This window comes from Phytohabitans sp. LZ39, assembly GCF_059359075.1.
Window position 1 is genome coordinate 369,063 of record NZ_JCADBM010000003.1, and the last position, 22,906, is coordinate 391,968.

General features: G+C 70.9%; 15 protein-coding genes. 7 read left to right on the forward strand and 8 right to left on the reverse strand.

Going from position 1 to position 22,906, the window contains the following annotated elements; genetic code table 11:
• The first annotated feature begins 23 nt into the window (after nt 1-23).
• The 3 genes from AC5L36_RS08135 to AC5L36_RS08145 all read left to right on the forward strand — a co-directional run bounded on the left by AC5L36_RS08135 (nt 24) and on the right by AC5L36_RS08145 (nt 3,193).
• The gene (locus tag AC5L36_RS08135) at nt 24-968 is read left to right on the forward strand and encodes a carbohydrate ABC transporter permease (protein WP_441216974.1); all 945 of its coding nucleotides are present in this window, start codon (nt 24-26) and stop codon (nt 966-968) included.
• Entirely contained in the window at nt 965-1,834 is an 870-nt protein-coding gene (locus AC5L36_RS08140; protein WP_441216975.1) for a carbohydrate ABC transporter permease, read from the forward strand. Before AC5L36_RS08135 ends, AC5L36_RS08140 begins: the two co-directional genes overlap by 4 nt.
• A gap of 147 nt (nt 1,835-1,981) precedes the next feature.
• On the forward strand, nt 1,982-3,193 hold the full coding sequence (locus tag AC5L36_RS08145; protein ID WP_441216976.1) for an MFS transporter: 1,212 nt from the start codon (nt 1,982-1,984) through the stop codon (nt 3,191-3,193).
• 334 nt (nt 3,194-3,527) lie between these two features.
• Here AC5L36_RS08145 and AC5L36_RS08150 read toward each other — a convergent pair whose 3' ends face one another.
• Both AC5L36_RS08150 and AC5L36_RS08155 read right to left on the reverse strand, forming a co-directional pair.
• Nucleotides 3,528-4,490 carry a glutamate ABC transporter substrate-binding protein gene (locus AC5L36_RS08150; RefSeq protein ID WP_441216977.1) on the reverse strand — a complete coding sequence of 321 codons (963 nt, stop codon included), beginning with the start codon at nt 4,488-4,490 and terminating at the stop codon, nt 3,528-3,530.
• 44 nt (nt 4,491-4,534) lie between these two features.
• Nucleotides 4,535-4,768, reverse strand: coding sequence for a hypothetical protein (locus AC5L36_RS08155; RefSeq protein WP_441216978.1), 234 nt, complete (start codon nt 4,766-4,768; stop codon nt 4,535-4,537).
• A 212-nt stretch (nt 4,769-4,980) separates the two neighbouring features.
• On the opposite strand from AC5L36_RS08155, the gene AC5L36_RS08160 reads away from it, so the two are divergent.
• The 4 genes from AC5L36_RS08160 (at nt 4,981) to AC5L36_RS08175 (ending at nt 12,703) form a co-directional block, all read left to right on the forward strand.
• Entirely contained in the window at nt 4,981-6,051 is a 1,071-nt protein-coding gene (locus AC5L36_RS08160) for a cellulose binding domain-containing protein (RefSeq protein WP_441216979.1), read from the forward strand.
• A gap of 109 nt (nt 6,052-6,160) precedes the next feature.
• The gene (locus AC5L36_RS08165; RefSeq protein ID WP_441216980.1) at nt 6,161-10,288 is read left to right on the forward strand and encodes a type II secretion system protein GspG; all 4,128 of its coding nucleotides are present in this window, start codon (nt 6,161-6,163) and stop codon (nt 10,286-10,288) included.
• A 27-nt stretch (nt 10,289-10,315) separates the two neighbouring features.
• Nucleotides 10,316-12,313, forward strand: a complete 1,998-nt coding sequence (locus AC5L36_RS08170; RefSeq protein ID WP_441216981.1) for a glycoside hydrolase domain-containing protein — start codon at nt 10,316-10,318, stop codon at nt 12,311-12,313.
• A gap of 9 nt (nt 12,314-12,322) precedes the next feature.
• Nucleotides 12,323-12,703 carry a VOC family protein gene (locus AC5L36_RS08175; protein ID WP_441216982.1) on the forward strand — a complete coding sequence of 127 codons (381 nt, stop codon included), beginning with the start codon at nt 12,323-12,325 and terminating at the stop codon, nt 12,701-12,703.
• Between the two features lie 16 nt (nt 12,704-12,719).
• On the opposite strand, the gene AC5L36_RS08180 is transcribed toward AC5L36_RS08175, so the two are convergent.
• The 6 genes from AC5L36_RS08180 to AC5L36_RS08205 form a co-directional block, all read right to left on the reverse strand.
• Complete coding sequence (locus tag AC5L36_RS08180; RefSeq protein WP_441216983.1) at nt 12,720-13,919, reverse strand: glycoside hydrolase family 1 protein; 1,200 nt, start codon at nt 13,917-13,919, stop codon at nt 12,720-12,722.
• A complete protein-coding gene (locus AC5L36_RS08185; protein WP_441216984.1) occupies nt 13,916-17,056 on the reverse strand; it encodes a family 78 glycoside hydrolase catalytic domain in 3,141 nt (1,046 codons plus the stop codon). Before AC5L36_RS08185 ends, AC5L36_RS08180 begins: the two co-directional genes overlap by 4 nt.
• Before the next feature lie 109 nt (nt 17,057-17,165).
• Complete coding sequence (locus tag AC5L36_RS08190) at nt 17,166-18,422, reverse strand: ABC transporter substrate-binding protein (protein WP_441216985.1); 1,257 nt, start codon at nt 18,420-18,422, stop codon at nt 17,166-17,168.
• 18 nt (nt 18,423-18,440) lie between these two features.
• The gene (locus tag AC5L36_RS08195) at nt 18,441-21,092 is read right to left on the reverse strand and encodes an alpha-L-rhamnosidase (protein ID WP_441216986.1); all 2,652 of its coding nucleotides are present in this window, start codon (nt 21,090-21,092) and stop codon (nt 18,441-18,443) included.
• Nucleotides 21,089-21,910 carry a carbohydrate ABC transporter permease gene (locus AC5L36_RS08200; protein WP_441216987.1) on the reverse strand — a complete coding sequence of 274 codons (822 nt, stop codon included), beginning with the start codon at nt 21,908-21,910 and terminating at the stop codon, nt 21,089-21,091. Before AC5L36_RS08200 ends, AC5L36_RS08195 begins: the two co-directional genes overlap by 4 nt.
• On the reverse strand, nt 21,907-22,821 hold the full coding sequence (locus AC5L36_RS08205; protein WP_441216988.1) for a carbohydrate ABC transporter permease: 915 nt from the start codon (nt 22,819-22,821) through the stop codon (nt 21,907-21,909). The genes AC5L36_RS08200 and AC5L36_RS08205 overlap by 4 nt, the downstream gene beginning before the upstream one ends.
• Nucleotides 22,822-22,906: the final 85 nt, after the last annotated feature.

Genomic DNA, 22,906 nt, shown 5'->3' on the forward strand with positions numbered 1-22,906 from the left:
AGCGTTTGGAAGGAGGACACCGGATGGCGGTGACCACACCTACCGAGGTCGACAAGGGCGGACCGCCCGCGCCGCATCCGCCCACGGCCCGCCGGCGGCGCCGCCGCCACGGCAGCGCCGCCGTGCCGTGGCTGTTTCTCGCACCCGCCCTGATCCTCTTCCTGTACTTCAAGTTCATCCCCATGGCACAGGGCGTGCGGATGAGCTTCTTCGAGGTGCGCACCTACCTCGGCGACCGGTGGGTGGGCGGCGACAACTACACCACCATCGTCTCGGACGACGCGTTCACCAGCGCCATCTGGCACACGGTCCTGCTGGCGGCCGGCACCACCGCCGGTTCCCTCCTCTTAGGACTGCTGCTCGCGCTGCTCGTCGAGGGCACGGCCCGGCATCTGTGGCTGGTCCGCACCGCCGCGTTTCTGCCGGTGGTCACCACCATGGCGGTCATCGCCGAGGTGTGGCGCATCATGTACCACCCGGCGGCCGACGGACCGCTCAACAGCCTCATCGGCTGGATCGGCGTCGGCCCCCAGCCGTACCTCGCCGACGAGGACACGTCCCTGGCCTCCATCATGGCCGTCGGCATCTGGCGCGGCGCGCCGTACGACATGATGATCTTCCTGGCCGGCCTGGCGGGCGTGGACCGCACGCTGTACGAGTCGGCCGCGGTCGACGGCGCCTCGACGTGGCGGCGCTTCCGCCACGTGACCGTGCCGGCGCTGCGGCCGGTGTTCGCGATCCTCTTCACGCTCGCCGCGATCCGCGGGCTGCGCGTCTTCACCGAGGTCTTCCTGCTCACCAACGGCGCGCCCAACGGCTCGACCGAGGTGCTGATGACCCTCATCTACAAGCTCGGCCTCCAGCGCGGCGAGCTCGGCGTCGCCGCCGCCGGGTCGGTCGTGCTCTTCCTGGCCACGGCCGCGCTTACCGTCGCCGTCCGCCTCATGCGACGCAGAGGAGAGACATGAGCCAGCGGTACGACAGCGTGCTGGGCCTGGACGCCCGCCGCGGTCCACTCGCGACGGTCGGCAAGGTGGTGCTGTTCGGCGCCATGGTGATGGTGTTCGCCGGCCCGCTGGTGGCCCTGCTCATCGGGGCGTTCAGCCGGGTGGTCGACCCGACCAAGTTCTCGCTCGTGCCCGAGGGCGGGTTCACAGTGGACAACTTCGTACGCGCCGAGCAGCGCGGCGTGTACCGGTACCTGTTCAACTCGCTCGTGGTCGTGGGCCTCGGCCTGCTGCTCCAGATAGCCGTGAGCGTCTTCGCCGCCTACGCCCTGGCCCGCAAGCGGATGCGCGGCGCGGCCGTGGTGATGCTGCTGATCCTGGCGACGATGATGCTGCCGGAGGAGGTCATCGCGATCCCGCTCTCGGTCGTGCTGGCCGACCTGCCGCCCTTCCACCTCAACCTCATCGGCTCGTACGCCGGCATGATCCTGCCGGTCGCCGCGTGGGGCTTCTCCATCCTCGTGATGACCGAGTTCATGAAGGAGGTGCCGGTGGAGCTCGAGGAGGCGGCGCGCATCGATGGTGCGGGCGAGCTGCGCACGTTCTTCTCGGTGGTCCTGCCGCTGTGCCGCCCGGCGCTCGGCGTCATCGGCGTCTTCGGCTTCACGATGATCTGGGACCAGTACCTGCTCCCCCTGATCGTCGCGACCGAGCCGTCGCAGTACACGCTGCCCATCGCGTTGCGGACGCTGCGTTCCGACGAGGAGGTGGGCATCGGCGTGCTGCTCGCCGCCGCCATGCTCGCGCTGCTGCCGTCGGTGCTGGCGTTCCTGGCGTTCCAGCGGCAGTTCGTCCGCGGCCTGACGAGCGGCGCCATCAAGGGCTGACGAGCGGCGTTACCGGGACGCCCGGTCCGCGGTCAGCCCGGCTCGGCATCGCGGCGAGCAAGGTGTCGAGCGCCTGCTGCGCCGACCCAAGCCTCCCGTAACCGGGTCGAGGTGACCAGGTCGAGGCTGATCGGCCAAGATCGTCGGATGGACATCCAACAGGACGGGGAGGCGCGGCGGATGCCGGCCGGGTTGGTCGCGCTCGCGCTGGGCAGCTTCGGGATCGGGCTGACCGAGTTCGTCATCGCGGGCCTGCTGCCACAGGTGAGCGGCGACCTGGGCGTCTCGGAGGCCGCGGCCGGGTGGCTCATCTCGGGATACGCCCTCAGCGTCGCGGTCGGAGCGATCCTGCTGACCGCCGCCACCACCCGCTTGCACCGCAAGGCCGTCCTCGTCGGGTTGGTGGCGTTGTTCGTGCTCGGCAACCTGCTCTCCGCCGTCGCGCCCAACTACGTCGTGGCGCTGTTCGGCCGGATCGTCGCCGCGTTGTGCCACGGCTCGTTCTTCGGCATCGGCTCGCTCGTCGCCCGCCGCATGGTGCCGCCGGAGCGGGCCTCACGCGCGGTCGCCGTGATGTTCGCCGGGCTGACGGTCGCCAACGTGCTGGGCGTGCCGTTCGGCGCCCTGGTCGGCGAACGCTGGGGTTGGCGCGCCACCTTCTGGGCGATCACCGGGATCGGCGTGCTGGCCGTGGCCGCCATCGCGGTGTGGGTGCCGGCCTGGGCGGGCGCGGTCAACGAGGCGCACCGGCCGGCCGGGCTTCGCCGCCAGCTGCGCGCCTTCCGCTCCGGGCAGGTCTGGCTCACCCTCGCCGCGACCGCGCTCGGCTACGGCGGCATGTTCGGCGCGTTCAGCTACATCGCGTACACCTTCACCGAGGTCACCGGCTTCTCCAGCGCCGACGTCGCCTGGCTGCTCGTCGTGTACGGCACCGGCCTGGTGATCGGCAACGTCGCCGGTGGGAGGGCGGCCGACCGTGACCGCGATCGCACGCTGATCGTGTCGCTGGCCGGACTTGCCGCCACGCTCGCGGCGTTCGGGCTGCTGGCCGGCAGCCGGGTCGCGTCGGTGGTCCTGATATTCCTGATGGGCGTCTTCGGCTTCGCGAGCGTCCCCGGCATGATCACCCGCGTCACGGACGCCGCCGGCGGCGCCCCGCTCGCCGCCAGCGCCAACGTATCGGCCTCCAACGTCGGCAACGCCCTGGGCGCCTGGCTCGGCGGCCTCGCCATCACCGCCGGCCTCGGCTACACCGCACCGCTGTACGTAGGCGCCGCGGTCGTCGCGCTCGGCCTCGCCGTCATGGTGGTCACCGCGGCCTCCGCGGCCGCCAAACCCATGGCGAACACAAAGGTGTGAGCTAGATAGCTTCGGAGTCGGGTGGCGTCAACCCCTATTTAGACAGAGATTTGAGCTACCGCGGCGTCCGTCGTGGTCCAGACCGCTGCTCCCGCGGCCTCACCCATCCGCCGCTGGTCACGCTCACCCCTGCGCGCCACCGGCGGGGCGTGGACGGCCGGGGAACTCGGCTCGCCCTGGCGAGCCGCCGGCCGGGAGCGGTGCCCGCGGGAGCATACGGTCCGCGGCTGACGCGGACATGGGCAAAATATGCCTGAAGCAACGCCACGGCGAGCGGCGATCCTGGCCCCGAAAGGTCTCTAGCGCGACGGCCGGCGTGGTGCGGTGGCGCCGGTCAGTCGCGGTAGCGGGGCGCCGGCGGTGGCGGGGCGGGTCCGAGGCCGGACAGCCAGCGCCGGTGCATGGCCTGCCAGGTGCCGTCCTGGCGGATCCGCTCCAGCACCCGGTTGACCGCCCGGACCAGGTCGGTGGCGGCCGGTGCGGTGGCGACGCCGTACGGCTGGACGGCCAGAGACGGGCCCACCACGACCGTGGTGGGGTCCTGGGCGGCGAGGCCGGCGAGCAGGACGTCCGATGTGGACACCGCGGCGATCTGGTACTGCTGGAGCAGCACCAGGCAGTCGATGACCTCGGTCGTCGCGACGGGGACGACTCCGGGGTACCCGGCGATGTTGCGTATGGAGGTGCTGCCGGCCGCGGCGCAGACCTTCCGCCCGACGAGGTCGTCCATCGTGGCGATGCCGGCGCCGCGCGGCACGAGCAGGCGCTGGGCCGCGCTGAAGTACTCGGTGGAGAACGCCACCTGCCGCCAGTCACGGCAGGTCATGGTCATCGTGCGGGCGACGAGGTCGACGGAGCCGTCGGCGAGGCTGGGGACCCGGTCGGCGGCACCCAGCGCCACGAACCGGACCTTGTCGCGGCTGCCGAGCAGGTCGAGGGCGATCTCGCGGACCAGGTCGATCTCGAAGCCGGCCAGCTCCCCGGTGGTCGGGTCACGGAAGCCCATCTGGTACGCGTTCTGGCTGACACCCGCGACAAGGCGGCCACGGGCCCGGATCTTCGCGACCGTGGAGCCGCCGCCGGCGGCGGGGCGCAGGCTGGCCCGAGGGTCGCATCGCTCCGCCGGCTCCTCGGAGGGCGGCGGCGAGGCCGGATCCTGAACCCCGGCCGGCCGGGGAGCCTGCGCCGCCGCCGCTGACGGCTCGACGGCGGCCGGCCGCCCGGCCGCACACCCGCCGGCCCCGACCAGGGCCAGCACGGCGGTCACCGCTGCCGCTCTACCCGACAACCACGTCATCAGGCGGAACGGTAACGACAGCCGTCAACAACGGCCCGACGTGGTCAGCCAGGCTTCGGCCGGCGGCGGCGCCGTCCCATCGTCAGCAAATCCCGAACGTCCGGAGCGATGCGGGGAATCGCCCTCCCCAGGTAGGCCGCGACGAACGCGTCCGCTATGGCGGCCTTCCACTCGCCCGTGCAGAGCAGAACGACGGCCCACACGGCGGCGGCCACCGCGCCGGCGGCGATCGGGTAACCGAGGATCCGGTCGAGGAGATCGGGGGGTTCAGCTTTCACCGCTCTGCCCTCCGAGTCCCGCGCGACCACTCCAACCAGTGTCCCCGTGTGGCGGCCGCCGGAGTGTCAGGGAGCTGACGCGGAGGCATGAATCCGTGACCGCGAGCCCGCCAGCCGGCGCACAGCCGCCCCCGCCGGGCAAAAACATTGACAGTCGACTATCTCGACGTGGACGCTTACCGTATCGGTCCCGGTGTGGAAGGTGCGTTGTCATGGGTGTATCGAGGCGGTCGACCCTGGCCGTGTGCGGCATCGTCGCGGCGGCCGGCCTGCTCGTCGCGGCCGCGATGACGTCGGCCGGCGCGGCGGCGTCCCTGCCCGGCGAAGGCGGATGCCGGGCCACCGCGCGCGTCGACGCCCAATGGGGCACCGGGGCGACCGGCGGGCAGATCGTCAGCCTCACCGTCACCAACACCTCGGCGACGACCGCGACGAGATGGAACGTGGCGTGGACCCTCGGCGCGGGCCAGCGGGTCCTGTCGGCGTGGAACGCCACCCTCACCACGACCGGCACCACCGTGACGGCGGTCAACGCCGGGCACAACGGGGTCCTCGCCCCCGCGGCGTCGACCACCTTCGGGGCGCAGCTGTCCGGCGTCGCACCGGCTCCCGCCCCGAGCTGCGGCAACGACACGGTGACGCCGCCCACCACCACGCCACCCAGCGGGGTCGACGTCGCGGTCACGCAGGCCGACAACCAGCGCACCGTGACCTTGCTCGTCGGGCAGACGCTCGGCGTGGCCCTGGGAGCCGACTTCCTCCCGCCAACGGTCAGCGGCCCCGCCCTCACCCGGCTCTCCACGAGCGGCGGCTATCCCACCGGGCAACCGCTCGCCGCGTCCTACCGCGCCGTGGCGGCTGGCTCTGTCGACATCACGACACAAACCGACTACGCCTGCCTGCACACCTCGCCGCCGTGCGCGCTCCCCACCACACTGTGGACACTGCACGTCAATGTCGTCGACGTGCCATCCACCGGTCAGACCGTCACCGTCTCCACAGTCGACAATCAGAGCACCGTGCGGCTGCGCGTCGGCGACACGCTCGTGGTGAGCCTGCCCAGCGCCTACCTGCCACCGACCCTGAGCGCCAGCGGGGTCGTCGCACGGCGCGACGTCGCCGGTGGCTATCCCACCGGCCAGCCGCTCCTGGCCCGCTACGTCGCGATGGCACCGGGACAGACCGACGTGTCCACCTTCACGGACGACCCGTGCAACCACCTGCCGACACCCTGCCCGTCACCGTCGGTGCGCTGGACCGTCCACATCGCTGTCACCGCCTGAGCACACCGACGGCCCCTTCCGGGTCACCCGTATCAGTGAGGGTGCGGTCGTATCCGCCTCGGTAGGCTGGCACCGTGCCGGTTTCGGCCTCGCCGCGGGGGAGCATCCGATGAGTGTCGGTGGCGCGCGTGCGTCCGTGCGGGCGCAGCTAGGCCTGGCGGGTGTGTCGGATCTGGCCGACGTGAGCACCGCGGTGCCAAATGACCATTGGCACCCTGGGCTGACCAATTCCTTGAAGGCGTTGGCCGATGCCCAGTGGGCCGACGGCCAGCATGCGGCGGCGGTGCGCACGCTCCAGGACCGTGTGCGGGTCTTCGAGCGGCTGGAGAAGGTCGACGCCGCCAGCCATTCCGCACATCTGGCGGCCGCGTTGGTGGATCTGTGCGCGTATCGGCGGGTGGAGGACATCCCGCTGCCGGAGCGGGCCGGTGAGCGGGCGGTCTCGATCTTTCAGCGCCTGGCCGGCATCAGCGACTACGACGCGCTCGGCCGGCAGCCGCCCAACGAGATGTGGGCCAAGCTCGCCGGGGCTCTGCTGATGCTCGCGCACGCACAGTGGATGTCCGCCCATCGTGGGCCCGCGGTGCGCACTCTGCTCGACCGGGTGAAAATCTACGATCGCCTCGCCGCGGTCGACTCCGATCAGCGGGCCGCGCTGGCGACCGCGCTGACCGACGTGTGTGCCTTCCGGCGGCCGGAGGACCATCCGATCCCGCAGCAGGCCGGTGAACGGGCTGTGGCGATCTTCCAGGAGCTCGCCGGCATCCGCGACTATCCCACCGTCGACGTGCTGGCGCCCAACCAGCACTGGCACAGCCCGGGGCTCGGTGGCTCGCTCTACCTGCTGGCGCACGCGTACGACCTGGCCGGTGACCGGTTCCGGTCGGCATTGTCCATGGCCAAGCGTGCCGTGGTCTACCGGCGCCTGGCACACCAGGACCCGACGGGCTTCCAGGAGGTCTCGGCGGCGGCCGACGACGACGCGGCCAACCGCATGCACGGTGCGATCGCCACCAGGGCCTTCGCCGGGCATGTCCTGCGCGGCACGCTGGCGGATCCGCCCGGCACGCCGGTGACCGGCACCGTCCACGACGCCGCGACCGGCGCCGGCGGCGTGTTCGTCGCGGGCTACCTGAGCAACGGCAGGTTCTTCGGCGCCGACATCACCGGTCCGGCGCTCGACGGGTTCGCGGTGACCACCCCCGCGCTGATGTCACCGCCGGTCGCCGGGGTGGTCACCGCCCTGGTGACCGGCGTCGGCGGCACGAGCCACGACGGCTTCCCGGTAACCGGCACGCTGAGCCCCTCCGGCGCGCCCGTCACCGGCACCGTCCACATCACCGGTGGGCTTTCGGCCGACGGCGTCCCAGTCACCGGCACAGTCAGCGGCACCACCGCCGACGGGTCGACCGTCACCGCGACCGCCACCGGCTCGCTCGGCACGGACGGCCACGTCAGCGCCACCGTGACGGGCACGACCTCCACCGGCGCCCCGCTCGTCGGCACCTTCGACGGCACCGCGACGGCGCCGTCCGTCTCCCCATCGGTCACACCGGCGTCGCCGGCCTCGACCGCGACCACCTCACCACCCGGAGGTTCCCCGATGCCGGAGCTGCCCAACTCGACGCGCACCTTCCTGAAGGCGACCTACGACCGAGTGGGTCTGGCCACCGGGACAGCGGCGGCCGGGCTCCGGAGCGAACCGACCGCGTTCGAAAAGCTGGCCTTCGCCCGCGATGTGGCGGCCACTCCGGCGGAGGCGCGAGCGCTGGCCGACGAGGCCGGCGACGGTCGGCCCGACCTGCGGCAGGCCGCCCAGGCCCTCGCGGCGGCGGCCACCGCACCGGCGCGCGCACCGCAGGCCGCGCAGCTGCTCGCGACGGTGGGTGCCGACGACCTGATCGACGCGGCACGGCGGATCGACGCGCTGCGCGAGCGACAGTCGGCGTCGTCCGGCCTCGAAATGATGATCAGTCGCTTCGTCGAACGTCGCCGGGTCGAGCCGGTCGCCTGGTTGCATCTGGAGCGCGTCGAGATGACGCCGGTCGGCGTCGAACGCGGTGAGCTCGTAGCCACCGTGCCGATGGCGCCCGGCGAGAAGGTGTTCGTCAGCCACAAGGAATGGGCGACGCACAGCTCCGAGCTCGAAGACATCGTCACCGACGAGCTGGAGACCTACAGCGAGCAGGGCGTGGCCGAAAAGAGCGACGCCGCGATGAGCAACGAGTCGGAGACCAAGCGGGAGACCGCCACCAACTTCGGTGTCAGCGCCACCGGCGGCTACGGTCCGGTCACGCTCACCACGTCGCTGGACGTGAAGGCCGCCGACTCCGAACGTGGCGCGCGTACCGCGAGCGTCAAGCAGTCGCTGGAGCAGACGCGCAAGGCCTCGGCCCGGGTGCGCAAGGAACACAAGGTTTCCATGCGCATCGAGACCCACACCGGCACCGAAGACACCGCCGCCAAGGAGATCCGCAACGAGACCGGCCGGCCGATCCGGATCGACTACTACCGGATGATGCGCAAGTGGCGGGTCGACCTTATCCGGTACGGCATCCGGATGACGTACGACCTCGTGGTGCCCGACCCGGGTGCGAGCCTGCGCCGCGTCTACGCCCAGATCCTGGAGCTGAGGTCCAAGCTCGGGCCCTTCGTCTTCGACGTGCCCTACGGCGACGTCACGCCGGCCAACTACCGCAGGCTCGCCGACCGGTTCGGCGCACAGGTGGACGACCCGCCCGGCGAGCGGGCGCCGCTGCACCTCACGATCAGCAACGCCCCCGGCCTCGGCATCGGGCACCACAACGTGTCGATGCCGATCGACGTGCCCGACGGCTACCAGATCGCCGAGGTCGAGTTCACCGCCCGGGTGACGAGCCCGCCCGGTGTGCACTTCGGGCTACGGATCCTCGGCACCACCTACGAAAAGCCGGAGCCACAGGGCGACCAGACCTATCCGCCGACGGTGCTGCGTACGCCGGCCGGCGGTCCCTACCTCGAGACGGCCACCGGGCGGGTCAACGTGGTGTTGCTGCTGCACGACGCCGAAACCGTCGCCGCCGAGCTCGTCGTGAAGATCAAACCGGCGACGGCCGGGCTGGCGTCCTGGCAGAAGGCCACCTGGAACTCCCTCTTCAACGCCGCACAGTCGCAGCACTACGCGCTACAGCAGGACATCGCCGGCCGGATAGCCGAGCTCGAAGCGTCCGTCGACCGCGACGACACGTTGAGCCTGCGCCGCGCCGAGCGTGAGGAGATCATGAAACGGACCCTTCAGTGGCTGTTCGGGCCGACCTTCGACGTCAGCCCCGACTGGGTCGTACAGGCGATGAACGACGCCAGCCGCGACGACACCCAGCTGCTGCTCGAACGTGCCGCCTGGCAAGGCGTCCGTGAGTTCGGCGAGTTCGTCAAGTTTCTGCACCACGCCGTCGAGTGGGAAAACATCCTCTACTTCCTGTACCCGTACTTCTGGGGCTCCCGCACCGACACGGACCCCGCGGCGACCACGCCGGCCGATTCCAGCCAGATGAAACAGTTCGCCTGGCACCCCGACTCCACCCGCCGCGAGTTCATGCGCGCGGGCGCGGCCCGGGTGGTGCTGCCGATCCGCACCGGATACGAAGCCGAGTTCGCGCGCTTCATGGAGCTGGGCATCCTGGAGGGCGGCGCCGGTGGTGGCGCTGACGTCATCCCGCAGCCCGGCGCGGAGCCGTTGACCACTCCCTACCTGTCGATCGCCACCGAGATGCAAAACTTCGCCCGGACCAACTACGCGGGCATCCCGGCGGCCAACCCCGACGTGAAGGCTCGCACCAGGCCACTGGTGAGCGTGCAGCAGCAGAAGGCGTGGGACGACATCCAGCGCCTCACGGGTGAGGTCGAGAGGTACGCCGCGCAGCGCAAAGCCCAGGACGTGCCGGGTTGGGTCGGCGCGCCGGTGGAGTACAGGTACTATCCGACCACCGCCCAAGGCTTTCAGGTCCTGCCGGCCCCGGCGACCGGTCCGCTGCCGTTGACCGACCCGTGGGGTAACAAGTACCGCTACGAGTCGCCGGGCAAGACCGCGCCCTTCGTCATCTACAGCCTCGGCGCGCGAAACCAGCCGGGCGGCGACGGCGAAGACGCCGATGTCAGCACGGACGCCGAAGGCAACCTGATCGCCACCTGGCACGAGTACACACCCACGAGCGGCGTCGACATCCAGGTCGACACGCCACTGACCGGCACCGCCTGACCGGCGTCTGTCCACGCAGGAGGATCGGTGCCACCTCGCGCCCGCCGACCCGCCGGCCCGCGCCGCGACACGGTGCCGGCCGCGTTCGTCGGCGTCGACCGGATCTCCCTGCCGATCGTCGGCACGGGCCGGCGCCGGACCTTCTCCGTGGCGTGGATGGAGTGGCTCTACGATCATTCCAACATCCGATGGACGGCCGCCTACCTGTTCGGAGACCGCGATCGGGGCTGGATCAGCAACGCCCGTGACGTACAGCGAATCGGCTACGGGATCCTGCCGATCTGGATGCCCGCCAGCAAGGGCCACGTCCACGATGGACACGCGCGCGTCGGTGCCAACGACGCCGCGACCGAGGCGAACGCCCGCGCCGACGCGCTGGAAGCCAAGCAGGCGGCGGTCGCCGCCGGCATGCCGGCCGGTGCGGTCATATACATCGACTCCGAAGACCAGAACAACCCCCGGGGCGCGGCACTTTCCGCCCCCGCGATCCGCTACTTCACCACCTGGCTCGATGCCATGAGCGCACCCGGCCCGGGCCCGCTACCCGTATTTCGGGCCGGCCTGTACTCCCGGGACCAGCCCGTCGCGGAGGTCCTCGCGGAGCGCCCCTTCGTCTTCAGCTGGCCGATCGACCGCCAGCTCCAGGTGTCTCATGTGGCACCGTTCACCCAGACGGCCAGCGCGATAAGCGTCCAGCATCCCTCCGTCGCGGCGGTCGCCATCGCGCCCGGAGGGCTCGCCTGGCCGGTGGCCCGGCAAAACTACTACTACCGCAACAACACTCCGCGCCGGCGCAGCGAGCCGAATGCGGAGATCCCCGCGCCCGCGAGCCCGGCTCCCGCCGGCGCCCCAGGTGGCGCGCAACGCGAATGGGACTTCTCCTCGTCCCTCGTACGGGACCCGTCGTTTCCCGCCGGCGAACCACGCCTGGCGGCAGCCGTCGTCAACAACCGCCCGCTGCTCGTCACGCTGACGCCGGTCGAACCCCAGCCGGGCAGGACACCGCGGCAGCGGACCGGAGCGGTGCGGATCCACTGGCCGGCGAGGACCGCCCGACCCATCGACGTCCCGGTCGACGCCGCCACGCCCGTCGACCCCGAACGGACGGTCGTCGCCGCGAGCGGCATCGCCGGCACGGTCCACTTCGCGATGGTCGGCATACGCGGCGGCGGCGGGCCACCGCGCACCGTCCTCACCGGACAGATCGCCGCCGCGGGTGTCGTCGCACCCGCGCCGCTGCCCGGCACCGTTCCCGAGCCCCGGCGGCTCGACGGGATGGCCATCGCCACAGCCGGAAACACCGCCAACCTCGTCTACATCGACCGCGACAACCGGATCGTCTACGCCCACCACGACACTCGCCGGTGGCTTGTCGAGACGCCGCGGCTGCCCAGCGCGCATCCGCTGAGCCGGCTCGCCGTCACCACCGACGGCACCACCGTCACGTGGGTCTACATCGGACCGGGCAACGCACTCACCGTCTGCGACCGGCAGGCGGCCCCGGTCCTCGCGGCCACCGTCACCGCGACGGTAGCGCTCCCGCCGGGGACGGGACCGGCGAACAGCCTCGCCGCGGTGACCGCCGGCGTCGGCCGCTCCCTCGTACTCGTGACCGGACCCGACCGCCGGCTCTGGGCGGCCACAAAGCTCCGCGGGCAGTGGAGCCCACTCCAGCCGCTGCAGGGCGACAACCAGCCAAGCACCGTCGACGCGCACGCTCCGCTGGCCGCCGTCGCGACGGGTGCCGGCACACCCGTCGTGGTGGCGCTGGGCACGGACGGCCTCGTCCACAGGTACGACCTGTCGCCGGCCGCGGGCTCCGCCACCGAATGGACGGCCACCCGGGCAGACGCTCTCGGCGGCACGACCGGCCCCGCCGTCAACCCGTTCGGCGATCTCCAGGTGATCCAACCGGCGGGTCAGCCGGCGCTCCTGGCCGCCGACATCCTCACCGCACAAGGATCCCGTGGGCAGCTCGTCGCTCTCGACAGCGGCGTCTTTCTCCTCGGCGAACCCACCCGGTAGGTTGCCGGGATGCATCGCAGCCGACTTTCGACCATCCTGATCGACGCGCCGACCGGCGAGGCCGCCGCGGCCGCTGACTTCTGGTCGCGGGCGCTGGGCGTGCCCGCGCGGCCGGTGCCGGACGAGGAGCAGTTCACCTCCCTACCCGGCGCCCTGCCCGGCCTCAGCCTGGCGGTACAGGCCGTCGACGACAAGGCCCGCTACCACGTAGACATCGAAAGCGACGACGTCGAGGCCGAGGCCGCGCGGCTCGTCGCGCTGGGCGCCGTCGAGGTCGACCGGTGGCTGGAGTGCCGGATCCTGCGGGCTCCTGGCGGACATCTGCTGTGTGTAATACCGCGACACAGCGACCCCGAGACCTTCGAACGCCACGCGCACACCTGGCCGTAGCCGTACCCCGACAAGGTCATAGCAAAGGGATTCGGCCGGTCTTGGCGATCGCGGCGAAGGCGTGCGCGCTGGGTTTCGGGACACGGGTGAAGTCTTCGCCAACGGCGATGAGGCCGAACGTGGGCCGGTAGCCTTCGCTCCACTCGAAGTTGTCGAACGCGGACCAGTGCAGGTAGCCGCGCACGTCGACACCCTCGGCCCGGGCCTGGGCCAGCGCGGCGACATGGGTGTGCAGATAGTCGACCCGCTCGGTGTCGTCCGCGGTGGCGATGCCGTTCTCGGTGACGTAGAGCGGCAAGCCGGTCTCGGCGGCCCGGTGCAACACCTTCCGCAGCCCGTCGGGGTAGGTCGCCCATCCCATCTGGGTGAGGCGGTGGCCGGGCGGTGGTTCGGCGAAGAACGTGGGTGACGCGGGGTCGACCCACTGCTTGCGGTAGTACTGGACGCCGAGCCAGTCGCCGCGGTCGGGTCCGGTGAGGCCGTCGAGGTAGAGGTCGACGATCTCGTGCCGCATGAGGCGGTGGAAGGCGTGGCAGGCGTCGTCGTCGCGGATGGGGGCGAGCAGCGGCAGGTTGACCGCGAGGCCGGCGCGCGAGCGTGGTGCGGCGTGGTGGACGGCGCGGACGGCGGCGTGGTGCGCGTTCAACAGGACCCGGCCGGCGCGTTTCCAGAGGGTGGGGTTGGTGATGCCGGGCGGATGGTAGCCCTCGAGGTAGCCGTGCAGGGCGACCATCTGCGGTTCGTTGACGGTGCAGACATAGGGCATCAGGTCGCCGAGCTCGGCCGCCACCCGGTGGCAGTAGTCGGCGAACACGTCGACCGCGTCCGGTGCGAGCCAGCCGCCGGCGGCGGCGAACCAGCGCGGCAGCGTGAAGTGGTGCAGCGTGACGAAGGCGGTCATGCCGGTGTCGGCGAGCGCGGTCAGCACCCGCCGGTAGTGGTCGATCGCGGCGCGGCTGAACTCGCCGGGCGCGGGCTGGATCCGCGCCCACTCCACGGAGAGCCGGTGGGCGTTGTGGCCGAGCGAGGCCAGGAGGGCGAAGTCCTCGGCGTACCGGTGATAGTGGTCGATCGCGTCGCCGGAGGACTCGCGGGCGGCGGTGCGCGGGTCGTGTTCGAAGTCCCACCAGTCGCTGTTGACGTTGCCGCCTTCGACTTGATGGGCCGACGTGGCCGCCCCCCAGAGGAAGGCGGCCGGAAAGTCGGTCTGACTCATCGTGTGACGGTGAAGGTGTACGAACCGGAGGCGACGCGGTAGACCGCGTAGCCGCCGTCGACGCGGACGAAGTCGGCCCGGTCCGGCTTGCCGGTGACCCGGCCGCCCTGGAGGGGTACCCAGACCTCGGCGCTGGTGTTGGTGGGCACGGTGACCGAGAGCCGCAGCCAGTCGTCGCCCTTGCGCCACTCGGCGCGTGCCTCGCCTGCCGGGGTGCGGTAGCTGCCCTTGGCGAAGGTGAGGTCACCGACGATCTTCGGCTGGAAGACCAGCTTCCGATACGCGAGCGAGTCGGAGCGGATGCCCGCAATTCCACTGTGGAACCACTCCTCGATCTGGGCGAGGATCATGTGGTTCTTGGAGTCGCCGCGGGTCCAGCGCTCCCCGATGGTGGTCATGCCGCCGGGGTTGGCGACGGTGGACTGCATGAAGTAGCCGTAGCTGGGTTGCTCGTCCTCCTGGAGCAGGTCCCACAGCACGTCGTCGCGGCCGGCCGCGGCCAGGGCCCGGACGGTCGGTGCCATGCCGATGGTGCCGCCGCTGAAGTGCGGGCCGTCACCGTTGGGGTGGAAGGCGTAGACGAGCTCGACGAGCGCGTCGAGTACGGCGCCGCGCTCGCTGTCGGGCACGAGGCCGGCGTCGAGGGCGAGCGCCTGCGCCGCCTGGGTGGCGCCGGCGTTGCCCGCGGCGGTGTAGCGCCGCAACTCCGTGTTGTAGAAGTGGGCGTTGAACGCCTCCTTGATGTCGGCCGCCAGGGCGTCGTAGCGATCGGCGTCCGCTGCGTGACCGGTCAGCCGCGCCATCATGGCGAGCTTGGCGATCATGACGTAGTAACCCCACGTACCGGTGATCCGGCCGGAGGTCTGTTCGGCGGAGACCCAGTCGGCCAGTGCCGCGTCGACGATGTGCGCGTCGGGGCCGGTGAGCACCTTCTGCCGCTGGATGTAGTCGGCGAAGTCGACCATCTGGTCGTAGTAGCGGGCCATCGTCTGGGTGTCGCCGTACAGCTCGTACAGCATCGCGGGTACGAGGATGATGGCGTTGCCCCAGTTGATCTCGTCGCCGAAGCGGCCGGTGTAGCCCCAGTCGTAGACCGGCGTCTTCAGCGCCACGTTGCCGAACATCGGGGTGTCCGCTTTGGACTGTCCCTCGACGAGGTGGTGCATGCTGGTCCGCATGTAGGCGGCCAGCTGGTGGTTGCGGTGGATGGCGCCCATCGGCATGGTGTAGTCCGCCGGGTAGGACAGCTTCTCCCGGCCGGGGCAGTCGGTGAAGACGGACATGACGTTGGCGGCGAACGAGTAGCGGACCATCTTGTTGACACGGTTGACCCGGGCGTTGGAGGTGGTCACCTCGCCGGCGACCGGCGTGGTGGCCTGTAGCCGCAGACCCTTGATCGTGTCCGCGGTGGGCACGTACCCCTCCGGCAGGCCGGTGACCTGCACCCACTGCATGCCGAAGTAGTTGAAGTCGGGGTGCCAGGTCTCGCCGCCGGGCAGGCCGGCGGTGGTGTACGTGTTGAACAGGTCGACGCCGCGGCTGCCGCCGCCACCGCGCAGCGACGCCTGGTCGACGGTGCCGTCCGCGGCCAGGGACTCCGCCGGTGACATGCGGATGGTGGTGCCGGCCGGTATCCCGGGCTTGAGGCGCAGCTCGGGCCAGCCGACGATGTTCTGCCCGAAGTCGAAGACCCACGTGCCCGGGACCAGGTTGGTCACCGACACCGGTGTGAAGGTCTCCACGACCTCGACGGGCTCGGCGGCGCGGGCGACGAGCTTCGTGGCCAGGTTGGGCGGCGGTGCGATGCCGGCGTCGATCCAGCCGGTCGGTGTGCCGTCGCGACGTGTCGCGGTGGCGGTCAGGTTCGAGCCGGGCCGGTCCCAGCCGGGCTGTTCGCGGCGGGCGTCGTGGTCGGCGCCGGAGTACCAGGCGTCGGTCACCAGCGGGCCGAGGGCGGTGCGCCAGCGGCGGTCGGAGACGATGACCTCGCTGCCGCCGTTGCTGTAGGAGATTTCCAGCCGGGCGATCAGGCGCGGGGTGACGGCGGCACCGGCGCTGGGGTCGCTGGCGGCGATGTTGTTGCCGGAGCCGGTCACCAGCGCTCCGGCGGTGTGCGGCTTGGCCAGTCCGGGGGTGAAGGTGATGTCCGTGGTGCCGATCGCGGTGATGACCCGCGACTCGAGGCTGTCGCCGCCGTTGCCGGTGTCGACGTTGACGGTGCCGCCGACGTGGTAGCCGGTGACGCCGCTGAGGGTGACGGTGGTGGCGCCGGCCTCGACGTCGGCGGTGAGCGTGCCGCTGCCCTTGAGCTGGCTCTGCCACCACGAGTAGGGCGCGGTGCGGCCGACGGCGGGGTTGGTGACGCTGCGCCGTACGTAGGCGGGGCCGTTGCCGAGCGCCACGCCGAGGGTGTTGCCGCCGCCGCGCAGCCGCTCGGTGACGTCGTAGGTGCGGTACTCGCTGGAGAGCTGGTAGTTGGAGTTGCCGGGGGCGAGAACCTCGTCGGTCAGGGTCCGCCCGTTCAACGTCGGCTTGTGCAAGCCCACGCCGGACAGGTACAGGCGAGCCTCGGCCACCTTGCGGTGACGGTTCACAGTGAACTGGCGGGCGAAGATCGGCATGGCCTGGTTCTCGACACGGCCCGGATACTCGATCCACCGGGCCGATCCCCAGTCGGACTGGTCGAGCAGGCCCATCTCCCAGCCGGACGGCGCGCTCCAGTCGGAGACCCGGCGGTCGGCGTCCCACACGCGCACCTGCCACAGCGCCTGCTGCCGGGAGGCGAGGGGCTTGCCGGCGTACGCGACGCCGGTCTGCCGGTCCGAGCTGACCTTGCCCGAGTCCCAGATCAGCCGGCCGCGCCTGAGGTCCGACTCGCTGCGCGCGGCCTGGATCTGGTAGGCGGTCTGCCGGTCACCCGGGCACGCCGCGTGGGAGTGCCGGCGGTAGCACGCGTGTGACGTGGCCCGGCGCGTCTCGGTGATCTGCCAGCCGAACGTCGGTGTGGTGTTGTCGATGCCCAACGGCTCGTCGAAGCGGCCGTCGACCTGGAGGTTGACGACCTGGACGTTGGGTTGCCCGCTGCCGTGGCCGGAAGCGGGCGCGGAGGTCAGCGCCTGCGACGCGAGCAGGGTCACGCACGCCCCTACTCCCGCCAGCACACGCCGGCGTTGCCTGGTTTCTGACACCTGTGCCCTCCTTCGGGTGCCCCGCCGGTGGTGCGGTCACCGGCGGGGTGGTTTGGGGTTACTCGCCGGCCTTGTAGTCGGCGTCCATGGCGCCGAGGACCTTCGCCGGCGTGGACTGGTTGCTGAAGACCTCCTGGAGGCCGGACAGCATGGTCTGCTGCACCTTCGCGTTGGGCCACAGCTGGTCCATGAACGGCACCGTGCGGTTGCCCTGGATGAACGTGGTGAGGTCGGTGAACGCCGGGTCCACGGTGGAGCCGGAGTCGGGCAGCGACGGAAGGCTGCCCTGCTTGCCGTTGAACACCTTCATGCCCTCGGGCGACATGACGAAGTTGACGAACTTCAGCGCCAGATCCTTGTTCTTCGCCTTCGCGTTCACCCCGTAGCCGGCGCCCGCCGCGGCCGGCATGAAGAACGAGGCCGGGTCGTCGGTGGCCGGCAGCGGCTTGAGGATGTAGCTGCTGGCCGCGTTCTTGCCCTTCAGCAGCGCGACCACCCAGTTGCCCTGGATGATGCCGAGCGTCTTGCCGGTCGCGGCGAGCTCCTGGCTGGCCTCGTAGCTGGTGCCCAGCGGGTTCTTCTGGAAGCAGCCGTTGCTGTTCATCTCCTGGTACTTGGCCATCGCCGTGGTCCACGGGGAGTTGGCGAACGTGGCCTGGCCGGCCTGCATCTTCTTGTCGAAGTCACGGTCGCCGCTGTAGACGGTCGTGGCGACGAGCGCGTACAGCACGAGCTGGGTTACCCAGTTGTCCTGGATGCCGAGCGCGAACGCCGGAGTGCCCTTGCCCGCCGCCGCCTTGCAGAACGCCAGCAGCTCGGTCCAGGTGCCCGGCGGCTGCAACCCCGCCTTGGTCATGGCCTCCTGGTTGTAGATGGCACCGATGCCGTTGAGGCCGAACAGCGCGTTGTACGTCTTGCCCTCGTACTGCGCGACGCTCTTGACCGCTTCGGGCAGCTTGGACGCCCACGCCTGGTCGGACAGGTCGAGCAGGTAGCCGGGCTTGGCCAGCACGTAGGTGGCGCCGGGGTTGCCGTTGCCCGGCCACACCGTCATCACGTCAGGTGCCGTACCGGAGGAGAGCTGGGTGCGGATCTGCTGCTGGTACTGGTCGGCGCCACTGGTGGTGAAGTTGACCTTGACGCCCGGGTTGGCCGCCTCGAACGCCTTGACGACGTCCTCGATGGAGCCCTGGTCGACCGAGGCGAGGGTCAGGGTCTTGTTGTCGCCGCCGCCGGAGCCGGAGTTGGTCCCGCCGCTACACGCGGCCAGCAACGTCGCGGCGACCGCCAGGCTCAAGAATCCTTTTATCTCCATGGCATCTCCAAAATCGACTCAAGACAGTGCGCTGAAGGTGTAGCGGCCGGACGCCAGCCGCAGGGCGACCCCTGTGGCGGACGGCTCGGCCCCATGAGCTCCCGGCCCGCCGTCCTCCCGAACGCTGTCCGGGTCGCAGGTGGGGATCTCCAGTAGTGCGGTGCATCCAGGCGGCACCGTGGCCGTCACGGTGATCCGGCCGTCCTCGATGGACCAGCCGCAGGCGACCCGCCCCCGCACCGTCTCCTGCTCCGCCCGCGCCCAGGACAGGCGCCCGCCGGGCAATGGACGCAGCAGCAGTTCGCGATAGCCGACCGACCGCGGTGTCTGGTCGATGCCGGCGACGCGGCCGTAGAGCCAGTCGCCGACGCTGCCGAGGCTGTAGTGGTTGAACGAGTTCATCGCCGGGGACTGGAAGCCGGCGTGGTCGGTCCAGCCGTCCCACCGCTCCCAGATGGTGGTGGCGCCGTGCCGGATCGAGTAACCCCACGACGGGTACTCGTCCTGGTGCAGCAGCGCGTAGGCGAGGTCGGCACGGCCGTGGTCGGCCAGCACCGGGCACAGCAGGGCCACGCCGACGAACCCGGTGGTGAGCCGGTAGTCCCGCTTTTCTATGTCCGCGGCGAGGTGGCCGACCGCCGCCGGCACCAGCCGCTCCGGCAGCAGGTCGAACGCCAACGCCAGCAGGTAGCCGGTCTGCGTGTCGCCCTCGACCCGGCCGTCCTCGTCCACATAGGAGTCGACGAACGCGGCCCGGACGCCGCTGTGCAGGGTCCATAGGTCGTTGGCCTCGTCGTACCGGCCGAGCACCTCCGCCGCCTGCGCGACGAGCTGGGTGCTGCGGGCGAAGTACGCGGTGGCGAGCACGTCCCGCGGTGTGCTGGCGTCGAGCTGGAGCCAGTCGCCGTACGAGTTGCCGGTGCGGTGCCGCCACCGCAGGTCCGGGTTGTGCCGGTGGATGTGCAGGATCCAGGCGAGCATCGCGTCGAAGCTGTCCTCCAGGACCCGGCGGTCGCCGTACGTGCGCCACAGGTGCCAGGGGATGATCACGCCGGCGTCGCCCCAGGCCGGCGCGGCCTCCCGGTTGACCGAGATGACCGGGGCGACGTCCCGGAACGCGCCGTCCCCGTCCTGCCCGTCGAGGACGTCGCGCATCCAGCGGGCGAAGAACGTGGAAACGTCGGCGTTGCGGCTGGCGGTCGGTGCGAAGATCTGCGCGTCGGCGAGCCAGCCCAGCCGCTCGTCCCGTTGCGGGCAGTCGGTCGGCACCGCGACGAAGTTGCCCCGCTGTCCCCAGGTGATGTTGGCGTGCAGCTTGTTGACGGTCGGGTCGGAGCACTCGAAGCGGCCGGTGAACGGGGTGTCGTTGTGCAGCACCCGCGCGGTCACGTCCGATGTGGACAGCTCGCCGGGATAGCCGTCGATCTCGACGTAGCGGAAGCCGTGGAAGGTGAACCGCGGCTCGAACACCTCGACCGCCTCCCCCGCCGCGACGTAGACGTCGGTGGCCGCGGCGCGGCGCAGGTTGGCCACGTACAGCTCGCCGCCGTCCAGGATCTCGGCGTGCCGCAGCACGATCGGCTCGCCCCGCGCGGCGCCCCGGACGGCCAAGGACACCCGCCCGACCAGGTTCTGTCCGAAGTCGACGACGAATCGAGCCGGGCCGCGCCGCTCCACGGAGACCGCGGGAAGGTCGCGGGTGACCCGGATCGGTTCGTCCGGCTCGGCCACCAGCGGCCCGGGCTCGGTGTCGAGCACCGCCACCGGGACGAACCCGTCGACCGACCCGGCGTCGTCCCAGCCGGGCACGTGCCGGCGGGCGTCGACGTGCTCTCCCATCAGCAGGTCTGCGGCGCGGGTCGCGCCCGGCTGCTCGGTCCAGTGGCGGTCGGTGGCGACGACCTGGTGGGAGCCGTCGGCGAAGTCGACCACGAGCTGGGCCAGGAACGCCGGCTGCTCGCCGTAGTGGCGGGCCGGGCGGTGGGCGTCGAAGCCGACGAACCCGCACCACCAGCCGTCCGCCACCGTGGCCGCGAGCACGTTGTCACCTTCGCGCACCTGGTCGGTGACGTCGTACGTCTGGTACTGAAGCCGGTGGTGGTACTCGGTCCACCCGGGGGCGAGCTCCAGGTCGCCGACCCGCACGCCGTTGAGCCGCGGCTCGTAGACACCCCGGGCCGTCGCGTAGAGCCGGGCCCGCACCGGCCGCCGCGCCAGGTGGAACTCGCGGCGCAGGCACAGCGGCGGCGCGACGAGCGACGACTCGGTCGTCACGTCCTCGCCCGGCGGCTCGGCGTGCGGCACCGACAGCGGGTCGCGGCCCACCCAGACGCCGGCCCACTCGTCGGCGTGCAGCAGGCCGGTCTCGAACCACGTCTGTGCCTGGCCGGCCGGCGCACCGGTCTCGTCCCACACCTCGACCCGCCAGTGGTACCGGGTCGCCGACCGGAGCACCGGACCGTCCCACGGGACGCCGGTCGTGTCGGCGGAGGTCACCCGGCCGCTGTCCCAGACAAGGCGGCCGTCCGGGTGCTCGGCGGCCGTGATCCGGTACGCCGTCTGCGCCGCACCGCGCCGCGCCGACTCCAGCTTCCAGGACAGCCTGGGGTGCCGCTCCCCCAGACCGAGCGGCTCGTGCCGCCCTTCGGTCCGCAACCCGTACGGTGTCATCCCTTCAGCCCTCCGGCGAAGCCGTTGATGATGCTGCGCTGTAGCGCGAAGTAGACGGCCAGGATCGGCACGATGCTGATCACCAGCGCGGCGAAGATGAGGTTCCAGTCGGAGACGAACTGGCCGACGAACCCGGCCAGGGCGACCGGCATGGTCTGCTGGTCGCTGCCGGACAGGTACAGCAGCGGGGTGAAGAAGTCGTTCCACACCGAGATCGCGTTGAGCACCAGGGCGGTGACCGTGATCGGCTTGAGCATCGGGAAGACCACGTACCGGAAGACCTCCAGCGGCCGGCACCCGTCGATGGCCGCGGCGTCCTCGAAGTCGCGGGGCAGCGCCCGCATGAATCCGATGTAGAGGAAGGTGGTGAACGGCACCTGGAGCCCGGAGTAGAACAGGATCAGCGCCCACACGCTGCCCAGCAGCCCGAGGTCGCGCATCGTCTGGTAGAGCGGCAACGCGGCCAGCTGGAACGGCAGGATCAGCCCGAGCATGATCAGCAGGAACATGCCACGCGACCATTTCGCGGTCGCCCGGGCGAGCGGGTAGGCGGCCAGCGACGACACGGCCAGCACGATCAGCACGCTCACCGCGGTCACCACCACGCTGTTGAACAGCGCGCCGCCGAGCCCGCCCTCCTGCCACGCCTGGCGGAAGTTCTCCAGGGTCGGGTTGGTGGTCGGGCGGATCGGCGAGGAGGTGTCCGAGGTCGGCCGGATCGCGAGGTTGACGAGCACGTACACCGGGAAGGCGACGACCAGGCCGACCGCGACCATCACCATTTCCAGGCCGAACGTGCGAGCGCGGTAGCGGTTCACGAGGCCGCCCTCTCGTTGCGGGCCAGCACGAAGTACTGGCTTGTCGAAGCGACCGCGACGATGATCGTCAGCACCACGGCGAGGGCGATGCTGTAGCCGAACTCTCCGAGCGTGAACGCGTCCTTGTAGATCAGCGTGGAGATCGTGTCGGTGGCGTGCCCGGGCCCGCCGCCGGTCAGCGCGTACACCTGGTCGAAGAGCTTGATCCCGCCGATGATCGACAACATCAGGTTGATCGTGAACGCCGGCGCGAGCAGTGGCCGGATCACCGACCAGAACCGCCGCACCGGGCCGGTGCCGTCGATCGCGGCCGCCTCGTAGATCTCCTTGGGCACCGACTGGAGGCCGGCCAGGAAGATCACCATCGAGTAGCCGCCGAACTGCCACACGATCACGCCGACGATCGACCAGAGCGCGAGCTGCGGGTCACCGAGCCAGTCCTGCTGCCAGGAGTCCAGGCCGACCGCGCCGAGCAGGCTGTTGACCGCGCCGTCCGGGCCGAGCAGGTTGCGCCACAGGTACGCGGTCACGATCGGGGTGACCACCGCCGGCGCGAACAGCAGCACCCGCAGCACGTTTCGCGACTTGATCATCGTGTTGACGCCGAGCGCGAGCAGGAGCCCGAACCCGTTCTGGATGATCGTGATGGCCACCGCGATGACCAGGGTGTGCCAGATCGCCTGCCGGGCGTCCGGGTCGTCGAGCATGTCGCTGAAGTTGCCGAGCCCGACCCAGGAGAAGTCCGGGCTCAGCCCGTCCCAGTCGGTGAAGGCGTAGTACACGCCCCGCGCGCTCGGGATCAACACCACGAAGGCGAACAGCAGCATCGCCGGCGCCGCGAACCACCACGGCGGCGTCGTACCGGAGCGCACTTGGCGGCCCGGTTTGCGCCTGTTCGGGATAGTTGTCATCCGTACGGTCTACTTCCTTGGAACGTTTCATCCGGGCCGGCGCACCGAGGGTTCCAGTCGCAACGACCACGAAGCGAGTGCCTCA

Excerpts from the sequence above, each read along its gene's own strand:
- AC5L36_RS08135 (WP_441216974.1), top strand. The coding sequence starts at position 24 with ATGGCGGTGACCACACCTACCGAGGTCGACAAGGGCGGACCGCCCGCG.
- AC5L36_RS08140 (WP_441216975.1), top strand. The coding sequence starts at position 965 with ATGAGCCAGCGGTACGACAGCGTGCTGGGCCTGGACGCCCGCCGCGGT.
- AC5L36_RS08145 (WP_441216976.1), top strand. The coding sequence starts at position 1,982 with ATGGACATCCAACAGGACGGGGAGGCGCGGCGGATGCCGGCCGGGTTG.
- AC5L36_RS08150 (WP_441216977.1), bottom strand. The coding sequence starts at position 4,490 with ATGACGTGGTTGTCGGGTAGAGCGGCAGCGGTGACCGCCGTGCTGGCC.
- AC5L36_RS08160 (WP_441216979.1), top strand. The coding sequence starts at position 4,981 with ATGGGTGTATCGAGGCGGTCGACCCTGGCCGTGTGCGGCATCGTCGCG.
- AC5L36_RS08165 (WP_441216980.1), top strand. The coding sequence starts at position 6,161 with ATGAGTGTCGGTGGCGCGCGTGCGTCCGTGCGGGCGCAGCTAGGCCTG.
- AC5L36_RS08175 (WP_441216982.1), top strand. The coding sequence starts at position 12,323 with ATGCATCGCAGCCGACTTTCGACCATCCTGATCGACGCGCCGACCGGC.
- AC5L36_RS08180 (WP_441216983.1), bottom strand. The coding sequence starts at position 13,919 with ATGAGTCAGACCGACTTTCCGGCCGCCTTCCTCTGGGGGGCGGCCACG.
- AC5L36_RS08190 (WP_441216985.1), bottom strand. The coding sequence starts at position 18,422 with ATGGAGATAAAAGGATTCTTGAGCCTGGCGGTCGCCGCGACGTTGCTG.
- AC5L36_RS08195 (WP_441216986.1), bottom strand. The coding sequence starts at position 21,092 with ATGACACCGTACGGGTTGCGGACCGAAGGGCGGCACGAGCCGCTCGGT.
- AC5L36_RS08205 (WP_441216988.1), bottom strand. The coding sequence starts at position 22,821 with ATGACAACTATCCCGAACAGGCGCAAACCGGGCCGCCAAGTGCGCTCC.